This is a genomic window from Rudanella paleaurantiibacter (assembly GCF_009184635.1).
Classification (GTDB): Bacteria; Bacteroidota; Bacteroidia; order Cytophagales; family Spirosomataceae; genus Rudanella; species Rudanella paleaurantiibacter.
Map to the genome: position 1 here is coordinate 49,600 of NZ_WELI01000009.1, position 19,077 is coordinate 68,676.

The 19,077-nt window shown below is 54.6% G+C and carries 18 protein-coding genes; 9 read left to right on the top strand and 9 right to left on the bottom strand.

Translation table 11 applies throughout. The features are described 5' to 3' along the window. Positions 1 to 70 precede the first annotated feature (70 nt). The 4 genes from F5984_RS19195 to F5984_RS19210 form a co-directional block, all read right to left on the bottom strand. Complete coding sequence (locus F5984_RS19195; protein ID WP_152125848.1) at positions 71 to 583, bottom strand: hypothetical protein; 513 nt, start codon at positions 581 to 583, stop codon at positions 71 to 73. After that, positions 576 to 1,730: a zinc-dependent alcohol dehydrogenase gene (locus F5984_RS19200; protein WP_152125849.1), complete on the bottom strand. Its 1,155-nt coding sequence runs from the start codon at positions 1,728 to 1,730 to the stop codon at positions 576 to 578. Before F5984_RS19200 ends, F5984_RS19195 begins: the two co-directional genes overlap by 8 nt. 189 nt (positions 1,731 to 1,919) lie before the next feature. Beyond that, entirely contained in the window at positions 1,920 to 2,717 is a 798-nt protein-coding gene (locus tag F5984_RS19205; protein ID WP_152125850.1) for a hypothetical protein, read from the bottom strand. Between the two features lie 6 nt (positions 2,718 to 2,723). Then, a complete protein-coding gene (locus F5984_RS19210; RefSeq protein WP_152125851.1) occupies positions 2,724 to 3,023 on the bottom strand; it encodes a hypothetical protein in 300 nt (99 codons plus the stop codon). Positions 3,024 to 3,286: 263 nt separating this feature from the next. Between F5984_RS19210 and F5984_RS19215 the strand changes: the two genes are divergently transcribed. The 4 genes from F5984_RS19215 to F5984_RS19230 all read left to right on the top strand — a co-directional run bounded on the left by F5984_RS19215 (position 3,287) and on the right by F5984_RS19230 (position 5,874). Next, complete coding sequence (locus tag F5984_RS19215; protein ID WP_152125852.1) at positions 3,287 to 3,535, top strand: hypothetical protein; 249 nt, start codon at positions 3,287 to 3,289, stop codon at positions 3,533 to 3,535. 84 nt (positions 3,536 to 3,619) lie between these two features. Further along, positions 3,620 to 4,048 (top strand): hypothetical protein, encoded by a 429-nt coding sequence (locus tag F5984_RS19220; protein ID WP_152125853.1) that lies wholly within the window; start codon positions 3,620 to 3,622, stop codon positions 4,046 to 4,048. Positions 4,049 to 4,069: 21 nt separating this feature from the next. Beyond that, complete coding sequence (locus tag F5984_RS19225; RefSeq protein WP_152125854.1) at positions 4,070 to 4,936, top strand: manganese catalase family protein; 867 nt, start codon at positions 4,070 to 4,072, stop codon at positions 4,934 to 4,936. Between the two features lie 131 nt (positions 4,937 to 5,067). Next, on the top strand, positions 5,068 to 5,874 hold the full coding sequence (locus tag F5984_RS19230; RefSeq protein WP_152125855.1) for an FRG domain-containing protein: 807 nt from the start codon (positions 5,068 to 5,070) through the stop codon (positions 5,872 to 5,874). 291 nt (positions 5,875 to 6,165) lie between these two features. Here F5984_RS19230 and F5984_RS19235 read toward each other — a convergent pair whose 3' ends face one another. Further along, on the bottom strand, positions 6,166 to 6,570 hold the full coding sequence (locus tag F5984_RS19235) for a hypothetical protein (RefSeq protein WP_152125856.1): 405 nt from the start codon (positions 6,568 to 6,570) through the stop codon (positions 6,166 to 6,168). 245 nt (positions 6,571 to 6,815) lie between these two features. Between F5984_RS19235 and F5984_RS19240 the strand changes: the two genes are divergently transcribed. Further along, on the top strand, positions 6,816 to 7,493 hold the full coding sequence (locus tag F5984_RS19240) for a DUF4142 domain-containing protein (protein WP_152125857.1): 678 nt from the start codon (positions 6,816 to 6,818) through the stop codon (positions 7,491 to 7,493). Between the two features lie 302 nt (positions 7,494 to 7,795). Here F5984_RS19240 and F5984_RS19245 read toward each other — a convergent pair whose 3' ends face one another. Both F5984_RS19245 and F5984_RS19250 read right to left on the bottom strand, forming a co-directional pair. Continuing rightward, positions 7,796 to 11,221, bottom strand: a complete 3,426-nt coding sequence (locus F5984_RS19245; RefSeq protein WP_185155575.1) for a PVC-type heme-binding CxxCH protein — start codon at positions 11,219 to 11,221, stop codon at positions 7,796 to 7,798. A gap of 110 nt (positions 11,222 to 11,331) precedes the next feature. Next, complete coding sequence (locus F5984_RS19250) at positions 11,332 to 12,225, bottom strand: inositol oxygenase family protein (protein WP_044129839.1); 894 nt, start codon at positions 12,223 to 12,225, stop codon at positions 11,332 to 11,334. 213 nt (positions 12,226 to 12,438) lie between these two features. On the opposite strand from F5984_RS19250, the gene coaD reads away from it, so the two are divergent. Beyond that, a complete protein-coding gene (gene coaD, locus F5984_RS19255) occupies positions 12,439 to 12,897 on the top strand; it encodes a pantetheine-phosphate adenylyltransferase (protein WP_027302725.1) in 459 nt (152 codons plus the stop codon). Between the two features lie 464 nt (positions 12,898 to 13,361). Here coaD and F5984_RS19260 read toward each other — a convergent pair whose 3' ends face one another. Further along, positions 13,362 to 14,051 carry an NUDIX hydrolase gene (locus F5984_RS19260; RefSeq protein WP_185155576.1) on the bottom strand — a complete coding sequence of 230 codons (690 nt, stop codon included), beginning with the start codon at positions 14,049 to 14,051 and terminating at the stop codon, positions 13,362 to 13,364. Positions 14,052 to 14,209: 158 nt separating this feature from the next. On the opposite strand from F5984_RS19260, the gene F5984_RS19265 reads away from it, so the two are divergent. The 3 genes from F5984_RS19265 (at position 14,210) to dnaB (ending at position 18,030) form a co-directional block, all read left to right on the top strand. Continuing rightward, positions 14,210 to 15,499, top strand: coding sequence for a hemolysin family protein (locus tag F5984_RS19265; RefSeq protein WP_152125859.1), 1,290 nt, complete (start codon positions 14,210 to 14,212; stop codon positions 15,497 to 15,499). A 68-nt stretch (positions 15,500 to 15,567) separates the two neighbouring features. Continuing rightward, a complete protein-coding gene (gene pyrE / locus F5984_RS19270; RefSeq protein ID WP_152125860.1) occupies positions 15,568 to 16,194 on the top strand; it encodes an orotate phosphoribosyltransferase in 627 nt (208 codons plus the stop codon). A gap of 186 nt (positions 16,195 to 16,380) precedes the next feature. Then, a complete protein-coding gene (gene dnaB, locus F5984_RS19275; protein ID WP_152125861.1) occupies positions 16,381 to 18,030 on the top strand; it encodes a replicative DNA helicase in 1,650 nt (549 codons plus the stop codon). 95 nt (positions 18,031 to 18,125) lie between these two features. Here the strand turns inward: dnaB and F5984_RS19280 are convergent, their stop codons facing one another. Further along, positions 18,126 to 19,073 (bottom strand): DNRLRE domain-containing protein, encoded by a 948-nt coding sequence (locus F5984_RS19280; protein WP_152125862.1) that lies wholly within the window; start codon positions 19,071 to 19,073, stop codon positions 18,126 to 18,128. Positions 19,074 to 19,077 lie beyond the last annotated feature (4 nt).

Genomic DNA, 19,077 nt, shown 5'->3' on the forward strand with positions numbered 1-19,077 from the left:
GAAAACAGGCTCAAAAGTCAAAACCCATCCCAGTCAGGATGGGCTTTGACCCTTAAACTGTATGTATCGTTTACGCCCGTTGCAGCGAACGGCTCCGGTTGCCGCGCAACAGGGCTACTACACCAGCCGTGATCGCTACCGTAATCAGCACTTTGGTTGCCAACCCCTGCGGGTTATGCTTCCACTCCGATTTCCAGCCCTTTTCAGCGAAAATATTGGGCACCCGCCCCTGCTTAAAATCGTCGATAATACCTTCGACCACATTGACGCGGTCGGCCAGCAGCAGCGGTAACCAATGACCGTAACTCGACTCGCTATATTGGAAAGCGTACCGCCGAAGGGCACCACTCAGGCCGGTTGGCGGTACCGTTGTGCCAAATACCGCCGTCAGGCCGGGGCGTTCGTTGGAATGCAACACCTCTTCATGGGCTACCTGCTGCGTAGGCCGGTCCCACGAATACCCCGAATGCTCCGCATTGGTGCGCTGTTTCATGGGGTATGTCGGATCATTTTTCGGGTCTGCGTCGATGCCCCAGCCCTTGATATGGGCAAATTGAGGGGCTAATTCTTCCAGATTAGGCATTGGCTGAAGGGGGGATAAGAACCGGTTTGATACAATTGTCGAGTTTCTCGGAGAAGATGTGGTAGGCATCGGCTACGTCTTCAAGCGGGACGCGGTGTGTAATGAGTGCCCTAGGATTAAGCACACCATTCTGCACGTGTTCGATGAGCCGGGGCAACAACCGTTTTACCGATGTCTGATTGCCCCGCATGGTTAGGCCCTTATTCATGAAGTTGCCAATCGGAATTAGGTTGTCGGTTGGGCCATACACCCCTACTACCGAAATGATACCGCCCTTTTTTACCGAATTAATGGCCCAGTGCATGGCTGTTGCCGAGCCCGCCTGTAACAGCGTTTTGCGACCTGTAATGGTTTGTAGCGCACTGCCAGCGGCCTCGGCCCCAACGGCATCAATACACACATCGGCCCCCATCCAGTCGGTCATTTTCTTGATGAACAAGACGGGATCGTCGATCTCTTTAAAATTATAGGCTTCGCAGGGCGCATAGTTGCGCACAAATTCGAGCCGGTACTCGTACTGATCGAACACAATAACCCGGCCGGCCCCAAACAGCCATGCACAACGCGCAGCCATAATCCCAACGGGGCCTGCACCAAACACCACCACTGTATCGCCGGGCTGAATACCACCCATTTCGGCAGCCTGATACCCGGTCGGCACCACATCGGTGAGCAATACGGCATCATCGGGGTCCATACCGGGTGGAATCACCGTTGGCCCCACATTGGCGTAGGGTACCCGGACAAACTCGGCCTGACCGCCATCGTAGCCGCCTGCCGTGTGTGAATAGCCAAAAATACCGCCCACGGCTGTAGCCTCCGGGTTCGATTCGTGGCAGTTGCCAAACATCCCCTGCTGGCAGAAATGGCATTTCCCGCAAGCCACATTAAACGGCACCAGTACCTGATCGCCTACTTTCAGTTTGTGCACTTCGGGACCTATTTCTTCGACCACGCCGATAAACTCGTGCCCAAATGTGGAGCCAACGCGTGTATCAGGCACATTGCCATTATAGAGGTGCAGGTCGGACCCACAGATGCAGGACCGTGTGACCCGAACAATCGCATCTTCAGGATGCTTGATTTCAGGCATGGGCTTATGGTCGATTCGGACTCGCCCGGGGCCCCGGTAATTCATAGCCAGCATAGTATTCGGTTTACGTTGTTTATTGTTTTTAATTTTTACCCCCTTACCCTCTCCTATTTTTCAGGAGGGGAAACCTTACAAGCCACATTATGAGCCTTTTACCAGCTCGCTAATGGCTCGAAGTAGACGTTTCATTCCCCCTCCTGCTTTTCAGGAGGGGGTTAGGGGGTGGTCGGCAACGGCCGATCCTCAGGCTTCTTTATTATTCAACCGGCCCAGTATCGCGGTAGCCAGGTTCACCGCTCCCTCGCGGGCCACGCGCTCGTTCATCCGAACCGGGGCCGTCACGTGCATGATGTGATTCAGGTAGAGCACATGTAGCGTCCGTTTGGTCGGCTCCCAAATAGCTTTGTCGCCCACACCATTGAGTGCCACCCCCGTGGGCGTGTTCTGGGCGGGAGTCACCAGCTTGGTAGCAGCCGGTGTCAGGTTTGGCGACGGGTGATTCGAGGAATCGTTGTCAGCCGACGCATCGCCGACGCCCCCACCCGGCCGGATACCCGATTCGGGCCGCTCGGCGGCTGTGCCCTCCGGATTGGGGCCATGATACGACCCCTCTTTCACGCCGAGCGTCAGGGCCGCCGAGTCGCGTTCGGCTACGCGCTGGGGCTGGAATAGCCGGTCGAACGCGTACTCCGACTGAAACGTAGACTCGTAAGGCGAGTCTTTTTCGAACGAAAAGGTCACTTTTTCACCTCCCCAACGCACCTCGCAGCCGTTGAGCATATCGTATTTTTCGAGTTCGACCGCTTCGCCCAGTTTAAAGAGATTACGGACAAACTCAACCGGCAGGTAATTACATCGTTGATCGTAATTATAGTCGGTGCTCAAGAGCCAAACACCCGATACCTCGCGAGCCAGGTGCGGGTCGCCCGTACCCGCGGCATCATTGGCGGCATCGGTCGTGGTGCTTTGGTCTCCGAAAAAACAGGCACTAAGCCCGCACAGGGGCAAAATGCAGAGTAAAATCAGGCGTGTTCGTTTCATAGCGGGTTAGTCTTCGTCGTGATACGGGGTGCCCGTTGTTACGGCTCCTCCACTTGTCCAGAGGCCACCTCCCTGTTGGGCGGGGGCTTTACTGTTTTCGCCACTTGGACCGTCCCCGTCGGCCTCCGTTTCGGCATTGTAATCGGGGGCATGGCTTCCCGTGTACGGCGTTTCGCCGGGGCTGCTGGTTACGGGCGCATTGTAGGTACGGGTTTGATCGAGACCGGCACTGTTTTCGGGCGAGTACGCCGAAGCCGGTTGGTCGGCAGCATCGCTATTGGGCGAGCGCCAGAGCCGGAATTGCATGGTCATCCAAGTGTTTTTCAGGTTGGTTGAGTAAACGTTATGAGCCCGACGTTGGTAGGCAGGCCGCTACAGATTCCAACCCGAAACCGCGCGAAGTACGACCCGCTGCTTCGCCAGAAGTAAGGGAACGGCCCCAGGCAGACCGCTCCCTCTATTTAGCTACAGTAAACTCGTGGTGCCACGTTATAGTCGTAAGGCCGTTTGCCCGACAGGCCTGTCCAGACGACATTCATACTGGCCCAACTTCACTCAACATATTCGTTATGGAAACCCAGATCCCTTTGATGTATCTGCTGCCTTTGCTATTACTGGCAGCCATTTTGCTCACCTATATCACCCACGACCCTATGCGCCGGGCCGGGTATGTACGCCCCGAACGGAAGCGTAAAAAAGTTCGCAAAGCCAAAATGCGCCCGCACCCACAGCAACCTTACCTACTCGAAAATGGTACGGTGATTCTGGCTTCGGAGCGCCCCCGGCCAGCACATGCCTCAGAACCGTTTTCTCACTAATTGCCGCCCGAAGACAGACTCATCCGGCGAATTGGGGCTTTACAAAGGGTTGTCGACTGGCAACGGCATAAACCAATTCAACGGATGAAAAAGGTAATCATGGCCGCAGCATTGCTCATGGCAGTAGCCGCCACCCACGCAAACGCTCAGGCAAATAACGGAGCGGCTTCGGGCAGTTCGACCCGCCAATCGGGCTCCAGTACGAACAGCCAATCGTCGGGTAGCAGCACCCGCCAATCGGGTTCCGGTGCCTTATCGGGTGGTAACACCGGGCAGACCAACAACGCCAACGTCGGCACGGGAACTACCGGCACCACAACAGGCGGCACTGACGTACGCAGCCAGTCGGGCAGTACATCGGGGCAAGGCCAGATGAATCGCCGGAGCCAATCGACCAAAACCCGTCGAACAAACACCAAAGCCACCAACAACGGCAACAGCGGCTCGGGTACGGGCAACTCAGGTTCAGGCAATAGCAGTACAACGTCAGGCTCACGGACGGGCAATCAGTAACCCTTTTTAACCGACGTAAGCATGTTCTATCACGACAAGAAACTCCAGTACAAAGTACGGGTCGACAAGCCGAACCCACAGTTTGCCCGCGCTCTGCAACAGGCCATTGGCGGTATTGAAGGCGAAATCCGGGTGTGTTTGCAGTACCTGTTCCAAGCCTGGAACGCACGCGGGCCGGTTCGGTACCGGGATATGCTCCTGGATACCGGTACCGAAGAAATGGCCCATATCGAAATGCTGGCCACGGCCGTTTGTCTGAACCTTGAGGGGGCTTCCAGCAGTGTAATCGACACAATTGTGGGCAATGACCCACTCATGGAGAAAATTGTGGGCGGGGGCGACCCTCGCCATTATCTGTCGGGTGGTTTGGGGGCTTTGGCCTCCGATGCCAACGGGGTTCCATTCAACGGCTCGTGGGTAGTGAGTTCGGGCAATATGGCGTCGGATATGCTCGCCAACGTAACGGCCGAAGCCACCGGGCGTACTCTGGCTACACGCCTGTACGAGATGACCGACGATGCGGGTATGAAAGATATGCTGGCGTTTCTGATCGCCCGCGATACCATGCACCAGCAACAGTGGCTGGCCGTACTGGAAGAGCTGGGACAAGGTAACCTGTATAATGTGCTACCCATTCCGAATAGTTTCCCGCAGGCGCAGGAAGTGCAGGAGTTTAGCTACGCCTTTGTGAATACCAACATCGACCCCGAGCAACCATCGGCAGGTACCAACCGGCGCTGGACCCAAGGGCCCTCGCTCGATGGGCGCGGCACATTCCATGAAATTAAGGCGCAGCCACTCGGACAGGAGCCCCAATTGGCCCCACCCATCCCGCAGGGGCACGCCCAAACCGAACAGATGCAGGGGTCGGGCCACAAAAAGGAATAAAGCCCGGTACTTATTTTTTGGCTACAAGCCCAACGTGCCACAGTCGCGTTGGGCTTGTAGCCACTTTTTTGTAAACTCATCTCTATTTCCGGTAAAGCCGGTTTATACCACCGCTACTATTTGTTTCGCCCATGAATTCGATACGCGCTACCACCTGGAACCAGCTCATGGACCTGCTCTACGAAGATGCCTGGATGCCGTCGCTCCGCCGGTTCAGGCCACCCTTTGCGTTCCGGGGCCTTCCCGACGAGTCGTTTGTGCTCGACACCTCGCTTATGCGTATGGGGCAAGACTGCGCCCGAATTGAGGGACACCTGCTACGAAATTTCAAAAAATATGCCCTCCGCGATGTGGTTGAGCGAGACTCACTCTGGTACTGGCTCTCGGTAGCCCAGCACCACGGGCTCCCCACCCGCCTGATGGATTGGACCTTTTCGCCCTACGTGGCTCTGCACTTCGTTTCAGCTAATACCGAACGATACCACTCCGATGGGGTTATCTGGTGCCTTGACTACAAAAAAGTGCATAGCTACCTCCCGGCCGCCCTGAGTGGATTACTCGAAGACGAAGGGGCCGATGTCTTTACTATCGATATGCTCAGTCCGATTCACTCGTTGCGCGAATTCGATGCCCGTAGTGAGCACCCATTTGCTCTGTTTTTTGAGCCGCCCTCGATCGACGACCGGATTGTGAACCAGTACGCCTTGTTTTCGGTCATCTCAAACCCAACCATCAGCATGATAAGCTGGCTTGAACAACGGCCTGATGTGTACCGGAAAATTACCGTCGCTAATGACTTGAAGTGGGAAATCCGGGATAAACTTGATCAGGCTAACATCAATGAACGGGTGCTTTTTCCCGGTCTTGATGGCCTCAGCCGGTGGTTGCGACGGCAATACGTACAACCCATCCTACCCAATCGTGATTCACCCGAATAGCCCTTTACTAATGCGGATCACGTCAACTGAAACTGTATCACGTCAACTGAAACTGTCTGGTTCGTCCAAACAAAAGAGAGTGACCACCAGCCGGGTCACTCTCTAAAAATCGCCTTGATTGCTGTATATAGCCGAAGAGCGGCCTGAACACATTCACTCGGATACGCTCACCTCATTTTGCGAACAGGGTTGGCGTACCCGAACTCTTTCCTTCGGACTATCTATTTTCCAATACGAGGGCCATCCCAACCCTGTTGCAGCCAATGCAAAAAATACCCCTCCGGGATCAGTTTACTTTGGCTTTCCGGCTTCCACCGGCCGAAGAGTACCCCGTGCCAGCGGCTCAGGCTTCGATTTGGGTGTACTATACCGGAGCAGGGTCGCTATCGGATACGCCGATTTAGGCGGACGGGTAATCACCAACTGGTACGACAGTGTGCCAATGACAAGGTTGTAGTACGTCATGCTCCCGCCCGATTCCTGCGCCAGGCCCCAGTTGGCCACGGGCTCTTTGGCCAGTTGGGCTTCGTCTTGCTTCGATAAAGCAACGAAAGCCGTGTCGGGCATAAATTGCTTATCAGTAATGCCTTCGATTAGCGACACGACTGCGGGCGGTGTGGTCGTGGCCGGTTTGGTTTGAGCGCGGGCCGTTATGCCAAACAGGCACAACGCGGCTAAAAAAAGTCTGCTTTTCATCGTGTTGAGTACGTTGCATGTTTGATGCACCTATTCTAACAACGCTCTTCGTGGGCCGAATGCTTATTTTATTGAGGATGGCGTCGCCTTAAAGTGGCCTCATCGAGTCTATTGGCCCTGTTTTTACCTGACCAGTTAATCAGCGCATTAAAATGCTGACGAATGGAGAACAACCGGGTGGAACAAAGTATTACATATAAACTTGATAGATTTTATATTTTTTGCCAACGTTAGTAAAAACGCACATGAAAACTTCACAACAATGGGCGCTGAGCCTAAGTGTACTGACTACCCTGACTCTGTCGTCGGGCGCTATGGCCCAACAAAATTCGGGCATGAACACGGGGGGGACTACAGCCTCAACGGGCAGCATGGTGGGCCGCGAAAGCAAGGCTGACTTCGACCGCATGAATAAGAAAGGTGCCGCCGACGTTTCGGGTATTCGACCAACGAGTGCCAAACTTTCCGACGCCGACAGTAAGCTGATGATGGAAGTAGCCAAAGGGGGCATGATGCAATTGGCCGTCAGTAAAATTGCGGCCGAAAAAGCTACCAACCCTGAAGTACGCGAGTTGGCCCGCGCCGAGGTGGAGGAACAAACCGGGCTGGCGGCCAAGCTGAAAGAAATTGCCGCAGCCAAAGGGGTTACGCTTCCGGCAGCCCCCGACAGCGAGGCTCAAGCGATGATTGCCCAGATGGAAGGTACTGCCGCCGGTGCGCAGTTTGATATGGCCTATGTACGCGAAAGCGGGGTTAACGGCCACCAGAAACTCGACAAAGTGATGGATATGGTACGGAGTCAGGCATCAGACGCCAGCCTGAAGAACCTCGAAATGGCCGCTCATCCGCTTGTTAAAAACCACCTCAAGGTTTCGCAGGATATTATGAGTAAAATGGGCAGTGGTAGCTCGTCGAACCGGTAACCGGAGCAATGAGGCCCAGACCGACCTCTTTATTAAGACCATAACCATATCATACGCAAGGGGGCCACGGCAGTATGCCGTGGCCCCCTTGCTAGTAAATGTATTGACTGATGAGAGCTTGCTACTTTTTCTGCTCTTATAATTCGTCACAGAATACCACTATAACCACTACCAGGGTCTTTGACCACTGGCAGGGTTTCATCGCTCTAAACCCTGCCAGTGGTCAAAGACCCTGGCAGTGGTTAAAACTATAATCCAATAATAGCCCCATCACTCAAAACAGCTAAAAATTACCCATTTCCTTACTTCTCCTGCCGTTTCAAACTGGCCAGAAACTCAACCATGTCGCGGATTTCGCGCTTCGACATGATGTAGCCCATAGGTGGCATACTCGACGGCATATTTTCGCGCTTTGTAATCCGCGACACCGCAATTTTAAGCGGTTCAGCGTCGGTCGTTTTGAGCACCAGTTCGCGTTCGTTTTCCGCCGTCAGCACGCCGTTTACGGTCTGACCGTCGGATAAGGTCAGCATTACGCTCCCGTACCCCGGCGACAGACGAGCACTCGGCTCAATCAGCGCCTGCAACAGTTGTTCGCGGCTCAGTTGTTCGCCAATGCGGGTGAGCGAGGGCCCCACTTCGCCCCCTTGCCCGTTGATGGCGTGGCAGCGCACACACTGACCGGTCGAGTTGGTCATGAAATACCGACGACCAAGCAACGCATTGCCACCAAACAGGGCATCCTGATAATCGGCCGTGGTCGTACCCACCGTACGGAACGGGGCCAATTTGGCAATCAGCGGGGCCGACCGGCTTGAGTCGACCGCTTCGCCCAGTTCAAGAGCCAGACTTGGGGGTAGCGATTTCGACACCAGTTTGTCGATAAGCCCGGCCAGAATCGACTCTGTTTTGGCCGAGGGCATGGTACCTAACACCTGAAGCAACTGTTGCTGCTCTTTCACGGTGCCTTTCTCGAAAATAGTGCGGGATACCTCAGCCAATGTAGCCGCCGACAAATCCTGCCCACGCATGAGGCCGAGGGCCACCGTACGCACGTCAGCGTCGGCATCAGTCATACCCTGTTTGATAGCCGACTCCATACCCGCGTACCGAAGGTTGCCCAGAGCCGTGAGGGCGCCCGACCGTACTTCGGCCGATGGACTCTGGCTCAGCAATGTAGCCAACTGTGCCGTGGCATTGGTCAGTCCGAGGCCACTGATCATCTGGGCAGTAGCCACCACAATGCTCGGCTCAGCATCCTGCAACAGCGTGTTCAGGCTTGCCTGCAAAGCCGCCCGCACCGGAGCCGCATCGCGGTTGAGCGCCCCCCGGTACCGGCCATCCACCCGATCCATCACCGATGGATTCGACCAGCTTCCCAGCGTGGCCAGGGCTTCGGTACGTAGGGGCTTGGCCACATCCTTGCGGTTCGCAAACGAGACCAATTGGTCAATCTGCGCGTTACCGCCCACCCGCAGGCAAGCGTTAATAGCCCGCCGGAGCAAAGGCTCCGAGGTAAAGCGAGTATTACCCAGCGTAGCCGCCAGAGCAGGCAAAGCACCCGGAATCGACTCATCGTCGTTGATAGCGCGGGCCGCTTCGGTGACAATGTACTCGTCGCGGTCGTTTAGGAAAAGGGCCACTTTGTCACTTTTCAACCGGCGCAGCACCAGCACCGCAGCAAGCCGTAGCGATTTATCAGGGCTGTTCGCTAAAGCGACCATAGGCTCTACCTGCCCAATCCGCGACAGAGCCATTACGGCTGCGTGGCGCAGATACACGTCTTCGTCGTTGTTGGCTTTGAGCATATCGAGCAACGGCCCGATAGCACTCTGATCGCGAATGCGGCCAAGGGCCTGTGCGCTGTAAAACTGCACCCGTGGGGTGTTACTCTTCAACAACCCGATCAGTTGCGCGGTAGCCTCACTCATGTCGGCATCGCCAATCACTTTGGCCGCCTGTGCCACAATTTCAGGGTCAGAATCACGCAGCAGGGCCAGCAAAGGCTTGCCATCGGCTTTGTTTTTACGAGCCAGTTGACCAATTCCCCAAACCCCGTGAACCCGCGCCAGTTGATTGGCCGTTTGGGCCGTGGCTTTCTGCAACTGAGCCGCCCCGGTTGCGCCCCGGTTTACCAGTTCAAACTGGGCTTTTTGCCGAATTCGCATGTCGGGGTACATCAGCAAATCGTACAGCGCTTCGGGTGTTTGGGTTGCGTAAGCCATCTGCATGAGCCGCTTCGTTTCGGCGCGTTGTGCTTTCAGGTCGTTCCGCTCCTCGGTTACGTCGAGTTTCCAGACCCGGCCGTAGTTTTTGGTATCCCAGCCGTTGATCCAGTCGGCCACGTACAGGGCACCGTCGGGTCCGAACCGAATACCGGTAGGCAGCAGGCCGGTCAGCACTTTCTCTTCACCAGCGAGTTCAAACGAAGCGCCTTTCGGCTTCAGGCCAAAGGCCCAGATCGGCGACCGGGCCGGGTTGCCCACAAATTCAACCAGGAAGAACTTATTTTTCCAGGCCGACCCCAGAGCTGTACCGGGGTTGTACACCATACCCGTAGGCCCGTTATGGAAGTTCATGATGGGCGGGATAATGTAAGCCGCCTGCCCGTCCCAACGAGGCTTGAACAGCTTCTCGTCCATCCAGACTTTATAGCTGTTGTTTTTGGGATCGGTGTACTTACCGTATTGCCAATTGGAACGCCAGCCAGCATCTGACCCGTCGACCACGTGCACCAGCCGCTCGCTTTCACCGGGGTGATCGCCATCGTTGTCGGAGCTGATAAGGTTGCCGTATTCATCGAACACAAACTCGTGTGTGTTGCGCAAACCACCCGCAAACACTTCAAAATCGGTACCATCCGGGTTCGAGCGGGCAATGATCCCCTCATTAGAACGCTTATGGTTGACACCTTCGGCCGTGGTGATGTTGGCCCCGATATCACCCATGTTCCAATAGATTTTCCCGTCCGGGCCCTCAATCGGGTTCGACATATTATGTCCGCTGAAACCGATGTGCACGCCGTAGCCGGTGCTGATGGAGGTTTTCTGGTCGAGAACGCCATCGCCGTTAGTATCGCGAAGCCGCCACATATCGGGGGCCATAGCAACAAACACGTCTTCGGCCCGTACGAGCAAACCGCCCGCAATGTCAGACACCTCATCGAAAAAGTCGTTCAGAATCCGCATCGACTTATCGGCAATGCCGTCGTTGTCGGTGTCTTCCAATCGCCAGATTTCCTCTTTCTCTACTTTTAGGTCCCGCCAATCGTGGCTACCATCGCCATTGAGGTCTTTTAGCCACTCGTTCTCTTTGCTTTTCTCGGGTGCGAATGTGCTCCGCAGAAACTGCCGCCGGTCTTCCACGGTCTGTAAGCCAATAGAGGGTGTCATCCAGTTGCGGTGCCCCCGAATATCAAATTCGGAGTTTTTCTGCCGGTTAGTTCGGGTCAGATACACCCGTCCCTGATCATCAATCGACATAGCCACCGGGTCGGGCGCGAGGGAGTCCGACGCCCACAGCGAAACCTGAAGCCCATCGGCCACAGTCAGGGCCGTTTTTTCGCGGATGTCTTTGGCTTTCTGACGGCCTTCGGCGGGGTCTTCCCGCACAATCAGGGCGGTATCGTTGGCGGCCCTGCCAGGCATCATTTTAACGCAGGACACCACCACCAGAGCCAGCGTAGCCAGCCCGAGTATAGGAGTTTGGAGAGAACGTTTGGTAGCCATTGGGCAAAAAAATTGGACATTGAATACCGGGCGTCGGGGGCAAAAGCATACCGGGTATGCTATTACCTTTCCAACACCCACTATCCAATGTCCGATAGGGGTAAGTTCTACTATAAACGTACCGTTGCGGGCAGGTATTTAGCAATCAAATCTTCATAATAGGGCTTCAGCTCGCTTACAACCGGCGGCTTGGGGCTCTTCGAGTACAGATCGTACGGATTAAAGGCCCGCACCCACTTGAACATCTCATGGTCGTGGTCGTCGAGCAGGTGATTGTACGCATTCTCGCGGTGCTGCGCGTAAAACGAGTGGTACCGAATCATGTACAGGGCTGGCTCGGGCAGGTAGTCCTTCGTCATGTGGTACAGATACTCATCGTGACCCCACGACATGTGCACGTTCCGAAGGCCACAGTTGGGCTCGTACACACCATACTTGGTGTTGTACTGCTCATTTTGGCTATCGGGATTTTCGGCAAAAAACTCAGAGTACACAATCTTATCAGAATGTGCGCATCCAACCGGGAACGTATCGCCCACCACAGCCCACTGCGGCTCGCCAAACAGACACAGCACCTTGCCCATGTCGTGCAGGAAACCCGTCAGTACAAACCAATCGGGGTGCCCATCGGCGCGGATAGCCTCCGAGGTTTGCAGCAGGTGCTGAAGCTGATCGAGGTCGGTATCGGGATCGGAGTCGTCAACGAGTGTGTTCAGGAACTCAGCAACGCCCCAAACGGTCATTTCTTTTTTGTTAAATGCCAAAAACTCTTCCCGCTTCTCACGCACGAAATCGAACGTCTGATAGCGGTGATTGAGTCGGTAAAATTCCCGAACGGTATCACGGGCAGGAGCCTCGTAGTTCCGGTATTCTTCTTTGGTCTTGTGCTCTGGATTCACTGAGGCCGGTGTTTCGGGGTACCGGGCCAACAGGTCGTCTTCCCACTCTTCGAGGGAAGCCAGCGGATTCCGTTCCTGCTCAGTTAATACGGGTTGCTGATTCATGGGGGCAACGTTTTTAAAATTTTGGCCCAATGTAGGAAATTATTGGATTCTTACCTTGCCCCTGTTTCCACGTCGGCGGCTTTATGCGGAGCAAATTTGCCTATTACCCACTCCCAACCGGTTTCGTCGTTACCGGTCGTAACGATTTTATTCGCTACTTCGCCTGTTCAATTGCCGGGGCCAGCGGGTGCCGGCTTCCTTACGTTTCACAACATGGCGCGAATTGCCCTTTTTCCCGGCTCCTTTGATCCATTCACCAAAGGCCACGAAGACATTGTTCTGCGCGGCCTTAACCTGTTCGACCAGATTATTATCGGTATCGGCCGGAATGCCAATAAACAACGGTATTTCCCACTCGACGATATGGTCCGCTTTATCGAGCAAACGTTTCGCGATTATCCCTCGGTGTCAGTTTTGCCCTACGACGGGCTGACGGCCAACGTAGCCCGCGAGGCCGGGGCCAAATTTCTGCTCCGGGGATTACGCAACACCACCGACTTTGAGTACGAAAACAGCATTTCGCAGGTGAACCGGTATGTGTACGAAGACGTCGAAACGGTATTTCTGATTACATCACCCCACCTCGCCCCCATCAGTTCGAGCATAATTCGAGACCTGCACCGCTACGGCAAAAATGTAGACGCCTTTGTGCCGTACAAACTCGATCAGTAATAGAGAGGGAATTGAATGAAAAATGGACAATGAAAAATGAACAATGGACAATGGACAATGCATAATGAGTAATAATATTTAACGTGAATTATGCATAATGGCTGACGCAAGGGCCTTCGACAGGCTCAGGCTGACTATAAACTTGAGAGCCCCCAGTCAGCCTGAGCCTGTCGAAGGCCCTTGCGTCAGCAATCATTTGTTAAACAGCTGGTTGTAATACAAATTACCCCACAATTCACGTTATTTACAACTGACAATTAAGCAGTTACACATTCTCCCTTTAGGACTCTGTTGTACAAAAAGGTGGCTCTATAGATAGGTCACTCCTGCTGACGCAAAGGCCTTCAGCAATATTTTTCATAAGAATGCCCGGCTTTTCCATTTTACCCTATCCATTATCACAAACACAGAAGCCGGGCGGAGTCAACTCCGCCCGGCTTCTGTGTTTGTAAGCACACCCGACTTTACCGGGTGTTTACCGTAGCCTGATACACCTGATCGATCACGTAACGAATTGAGCTGAACGAATTGGTCAGGGCTACCAAAGCCTGCTTCCGGTCGAGCCAGGCCAGTTTTTCGATGTCTTCGTCTTCCTGCGGGGCCATTCGGCTGTCGTCTACCAGCCGCATCCGGTACCATTTGGTCCGCTTCAGAATCCGGCTACCGTTGTAGGTGTAAGTGTGGTAGGTAGTGCAGATTTTATCTTCGATAGCCACCACAACCCCGGTTTCCTCTTCCACCTCGCGGGCCGCCCCTTCGCGCGACGATTCGCCATCGTCCAGCTTACCTTTGGGCAGGTCCCATACGCCCCGGCGGAACATCAGCAGCATCTGATCGTTCTTAAAAACCACCCCTCCAGCGGCCTTTACCACCTTGAAAAGGCTCGCAAACCGTTCTTCGCAGGCTTCTTTATCCTTGCAAATGAGCGTGATCGATTGCAGATCGCTCACATCGGCGGTTTGCATCAGACTTACCACCTTTTCCACCATCGTCGGGGCTACATTGAGCACCAGCAGATGGCCTTTCAGCGCGTCGTCTTTCAGGATTTCGAGCCGGGCATCTACGATCTGATCATAGTGAGTCAGGTCGTCTAAGCGGTTGGCTTTCTTTGTGTTGATGAACCGAATCGGGCGGTCGTCGATAAATACAATCATCTCATGCAGACGTGTTCCGTGTAAAACCTTTTCTGACGGCACAGGGCGGCTTTGCACCTGTTGCCCCTTCGGTTTGATGAACAAAATTAGAAAAAAGCGCTTTTGTTTGCGTTGAGCGGACAATTGCTATTTTTGCAACAAGCCAATTAACTCCCTTTGTGGAAATACTTATAATCCTCTTATTGACGATACTTAACGGCGTTTTTTCTATGTCAGAAATTGCCCTGGTATCGTCCCGGAAAGCTAAACTCGAAACCAGTGCCAAAAACGGGGATCGACGCGCTCAGGCAGCCCTTGATCTGGCCAACTCGCCCAACCGTTTTTTATCTACCGTTCAGATCGGTATCACCCTCATTGGCATCTTACTCGGTATTTTCAGTGGTGACCAACTCACTACCGACGTTCAGAACTTTGTTGCCCAGTTTCCGTACGTAGGCGATTACTCGCGGCCCATCGCGGTTGCGTTGGTCCTGTTGGGGCTTACGTACCTCTCACTCGTTCTGGGCGAACTAGTGCCCAAACGAATCGGCCTCTCAAACCCCGAGGGCATTGCCAAAACCATGGTCGGGCCAATGAACGTGCTGTCGCGCGTTACCTCGCCATTTATCGGGTTGCTGAGCGTTTCGAGCGACGGCCTGATCAAACTGATGGGCATTAAACCAAACGAAAGTGCCGTTACAGAAGAAGAAATCAAAAGTCTGATTCAGGAAGGCACCACGGGCGGGGTCATCGAAGAAATCGAGCAGGAAATTGTGCAAAACGTATTCCAGCTCGGCGACCGACGCATTACGTCGCTGATGACCAACCGGCAGGAAATCGTATACCTCGACCTTGAGGCCGACCCGGAGGAAAACATCGAAAAAGTCATTAGCTACAAACACTCTACCTACCCCCTCTGCAACGGTTCTGTCGATGAGGTGGTTGGACTGGTTGCATCGAAAGACCTGCTCGGTAAAGACCTCAACACTGAAATAAACAACCTCGAAGCCATCAGCCGCGAGGTGCTCTTTATTCCCGAAAACAACCGGGCCTACCAGGTGCTCGAACGCTTTCGCGAACGGCGGCAGTATGTCGGCATTATTGTGGATGAGTACGGCGGGGTACTGGGCATGGTGACCCTCAACGACATTATCGACGCGCTGGTGGGTGATATTTCGGAAACGAGCGAGTTTAATTACGAGATCAGCGAGCGAGCCGACGGCAGTTTCCTGATCGATGCCCAACTGCCGTTCGACGATTTCCTGAATCACTTCGACATAAACGTGTCGGAACAGAAACGGCGCGACCTGACTGGCTTCGACACCCTCGGCGGCTTTGCCCTGCATATTCTGAAAGACATTCCGAAAACCGGCGAAACCTTCAGCTGGCAGGATTACCGCTTCGAAATTATCGATATGGATAAGAGCCGGATCGATAAGATCCTGGTCACCCGCGTCGACGACGAATAAACCGGCTGCCGGGCCACACGAACCGCTCAGGAGCGGTTTACCGGCGGTTACCAACTCTCCGATTCCCTATGATTAATTCCCAAATTGCCCGGCATCTGCTGGAAGTAAGAGCCGTGAAACTACGGCCCGAAGAACCGTTTACCTGGAGTTCGGGATGGCTATCGCCTATTTACTGCGACAACCGGGTAACGCTTTCGTACCCCGAGGTCCGTACCTTTATCAAAAACGCTTTAGCCGATGCGATCCGGCAGCATTTCCCAACAGCTGACATCATCGCGGGCGTGGCTACAGCGGGCATTGCTCAGGGGGCTCTCGTGGCCGATGTACTTAATCTGCCGTACTGTTATGTGCGGCCCGAGCCGAAGAAACACGGCATGGGTAACCAGATTGAGGGTCGGTTTGAAGCCGGGCAACGGGTAGTTGTGATTGAGGACCTGATTTCGACGGGCGGCAGCTCGCTTAAGGTGGTAGAAGCCCTCCGACAGGCTGGTGCCGACGTGCTGGGAATGGCCGCCATTTTTACGTATGGCTTTCCGCTGGCCGACGAAAACTTCCGCAACGCCAACGTTCCGCTGGTGTGCCTGAGCGATTACTCGGCCCTGATCGAAGAGGCCCAACGCATGAATTACGTACAGGCCGAGCAATTAAGCTCGCTCGGTGCCTGGCGTGAAGACCCCGGCAGCTGGGGTCGTTAACCCAACCGATCCCTACTTTGAAGCCCCCCCGGAGCCACTGTCCTTTAGCCGATTTTAATAGACAGCCGCTTCGGGGGAGTTCTTTTATTACCAGCACGTTAGCGGGCAACGTACGATAAAGTCTCCTTTTTTATCGGCCGGGGGAGTTGCCTTTGACCCCAAACATTGCGTAACATTGTGTTAATCATGGAAAACGCACGACCCAATCAGCACTTACGAAAAAACCCTGGCTTTGGCGGAACTCGTTCACAATCAGGCAATGGGTGGTTAGACCGGCTTGACACCGGGTTGGGCAAGCTCCCCCCGCAGGCTACCGACCTCGAAATGGCTGTTCTGGGGGCCCTCATGATTGAGAAGGATGCCCTCTCGGCAGTTATTGACATTCTGAAGCCGGAGAGTTTCTACAAAGAAGCCCACCAGCGTATCTACAGCGCCATTCTGAGTCTGTTTCAGAACTCGGAACCCATCGACTTGCTCACCGTGACCCAGCAGCTTCGCAAAACGGGCGAGCTGGAGTTTGTGGGGGGCGCCGGTTATGTTTCTGAGCTGACTATCAAAGTCAACTCAGCGGCCAATATTGAGTACCACTCGCGGGTTATTTCGGAGCATTCGCTCAAGCGGGCCATGATTACTATGGCCTCGACCATCCTGCGCGACGCTTATGAGGATACCACCGACGTTTTTCAGTTGCTCGACCAAACCGAACAGTCGCTGTTTCGGATTTCGGAGTCGAACATCAAGAAAAACTACGCCGACATGGGCACCATTGTCCGGCAGGCCCTGAACGAGCTGGAAATTAAGAAAAACAATAAGGATGGTTTGACCGGTATTCCGTCGGGTTTCAGTGCGCTCGATCGGCTTACATCGGGCTGGCAACCGACCGAATTGGTTATCCTGGCCGCCCGCCCGGCTATGGGGAAAACTGCGTTTGTTGTGTCGGCACTGCGAAATGCCGCTGTCGATTTTGGGCAGCCGGTTGCTATTTTCTCGTTGGAGATGTCGGCCGTGCAGCTGGTCAATCGTTTGATCTCAGCCGAAGCGGAGATTGACAGTGAAAAAATTAAGAAAGGAAACCTGGCTCCGCATGAGTGGACCCAGCTTCACCATAAAATTCAGCGACTAACGGAGGCCCCAATTTTTATTGATGATACCCCCGCCCTGTCGATTCTGGAACTACGCGCTAAGTGCCGCCGACTAAAAGCCCAGCACGACATTCAGATGGTTGTGATTGACTACCTCCAGCTGATGCAGGGCGATAACAGCAAAGGCAGCAACCGTGAACAGGAAATTGCATCGATTTCGCGGGCGTTGAAAAACCTGGCCAAAGAGCTAAACGTACCCGTAATTGCCCTTTCGCAGCTAAGCCGGGCCGTTGAAACCCGTGGGGGCGATAAAAAACCACAGCTGTCTGACCTTCGGGAATCCGGTTCCATCGAGCAGGACGCCGACATGGTTATGTTCCTCTACCGACCTGAATACTACAATATTACGCAGGACGAAGCCGGTAACTCTACGGCAGGTATTGGTGAGGTGATTGTAGCCAAAAACCGTTCGGGCTCGCTCGACACGATTCAGCTTCGGTTTGTGAACCGATTCACTAAGTTCTGCGACCTCGATACTTATTTCGACCCGGTGCCACAGGGGCAGGGTTTCCCAAGCAACGTGACCGGCCTGAGCAGTTTCGACAGCGGCCCAGTGGGTGGGTTCCCGCCCGTAGGCCCGTCAGGACCCGGTGGTATGCCCCCAATACCGCCAACGGGTGGCACTTTACGCAGCCGCGCCAACGATTTGTCGAACTTCGGCAACGCCGACCCCAATCAGCAAACGCCGTTTTAATTGGGAGAACACAATAGGTAAAAAGAGAAGGGGGGCTAACGTATGTTTATCACATGCATTAGCCCCCCTTCTCTTTTTTTCTTTTCACCCCTTCCCTACAAACTATAATACACCACCAGCCGAGGTCGGTTGGCGGGAGTCGGGTGTTCGCTTGTGCAGAACTGTAACGCCCGGTACGGGGGCGCTGGGGCCTCATCCTGCAAGCGCAGTAGCCACCCAAAATTTGTAGCCGGGTTGGCCACCATAGCTGCTACCTGACTTTTCACATCAAGTTTCTGATACACGCCCGGTTGCGACTCAGCCGACGGAACGGCTATCTGCCCCACGGTGGTACTGGTAGGCCGTGACGCGTAATTCAGTGTTGTCTGATCCCAGGCCGAGGTCACGCGCTGGAGATACACCGGATTATTACCCACGTTGGGCGAAGGCGCAAACCAGGCGATGTCGTAATAAGTCAGTCGGAGAAAGGCACTGTCGATGCGTGCCGTTGCCGGAATGGCCGACAGGTTAAATCGTAGATAACTTTGGTACGTAAGCGGGGTTCCGTCTGTTGTCCAGGCCCCTACCGCCATACCGTAACCAGCGCCGGTGATGGCCGTAGTGCTGTAGGTCGACGTAAAGGCGTCCTGTCCCTCGCCCGGGCCGGGCTGAAGCGCCAGCATTTCCGAGGTCAGTGCCGGTTCGCCGGGGCAGGCAATCCGGGTTCGGACAAAGTTGCCTGTGTTATCGATCGTTACACGCCAGCAGTACCCGTTCGGCGACCGCATAATGACCCCCGAGCCAATATTGTCAATGTACACATCCCCTGCGCTCACGTGCAGGCTCGACCGGGGGTCGGAGTTATTGATGCCTATCCGACCGTTGAGCCGCAGCCACCCCGAAGCGGTAGAACTGCCGGGCACAGTTGTACCAGCCGGTGCCGTTGAGCCCCCCGGCGAGGTCGGTTCGGGAATACCGGCCTGCCCGAAACTAAAACCAACCGACTGCCCCCAGAGAAGCAATACGAGCCCAAACCACCACGGTGTACGTACACGTTCTTCCATATTG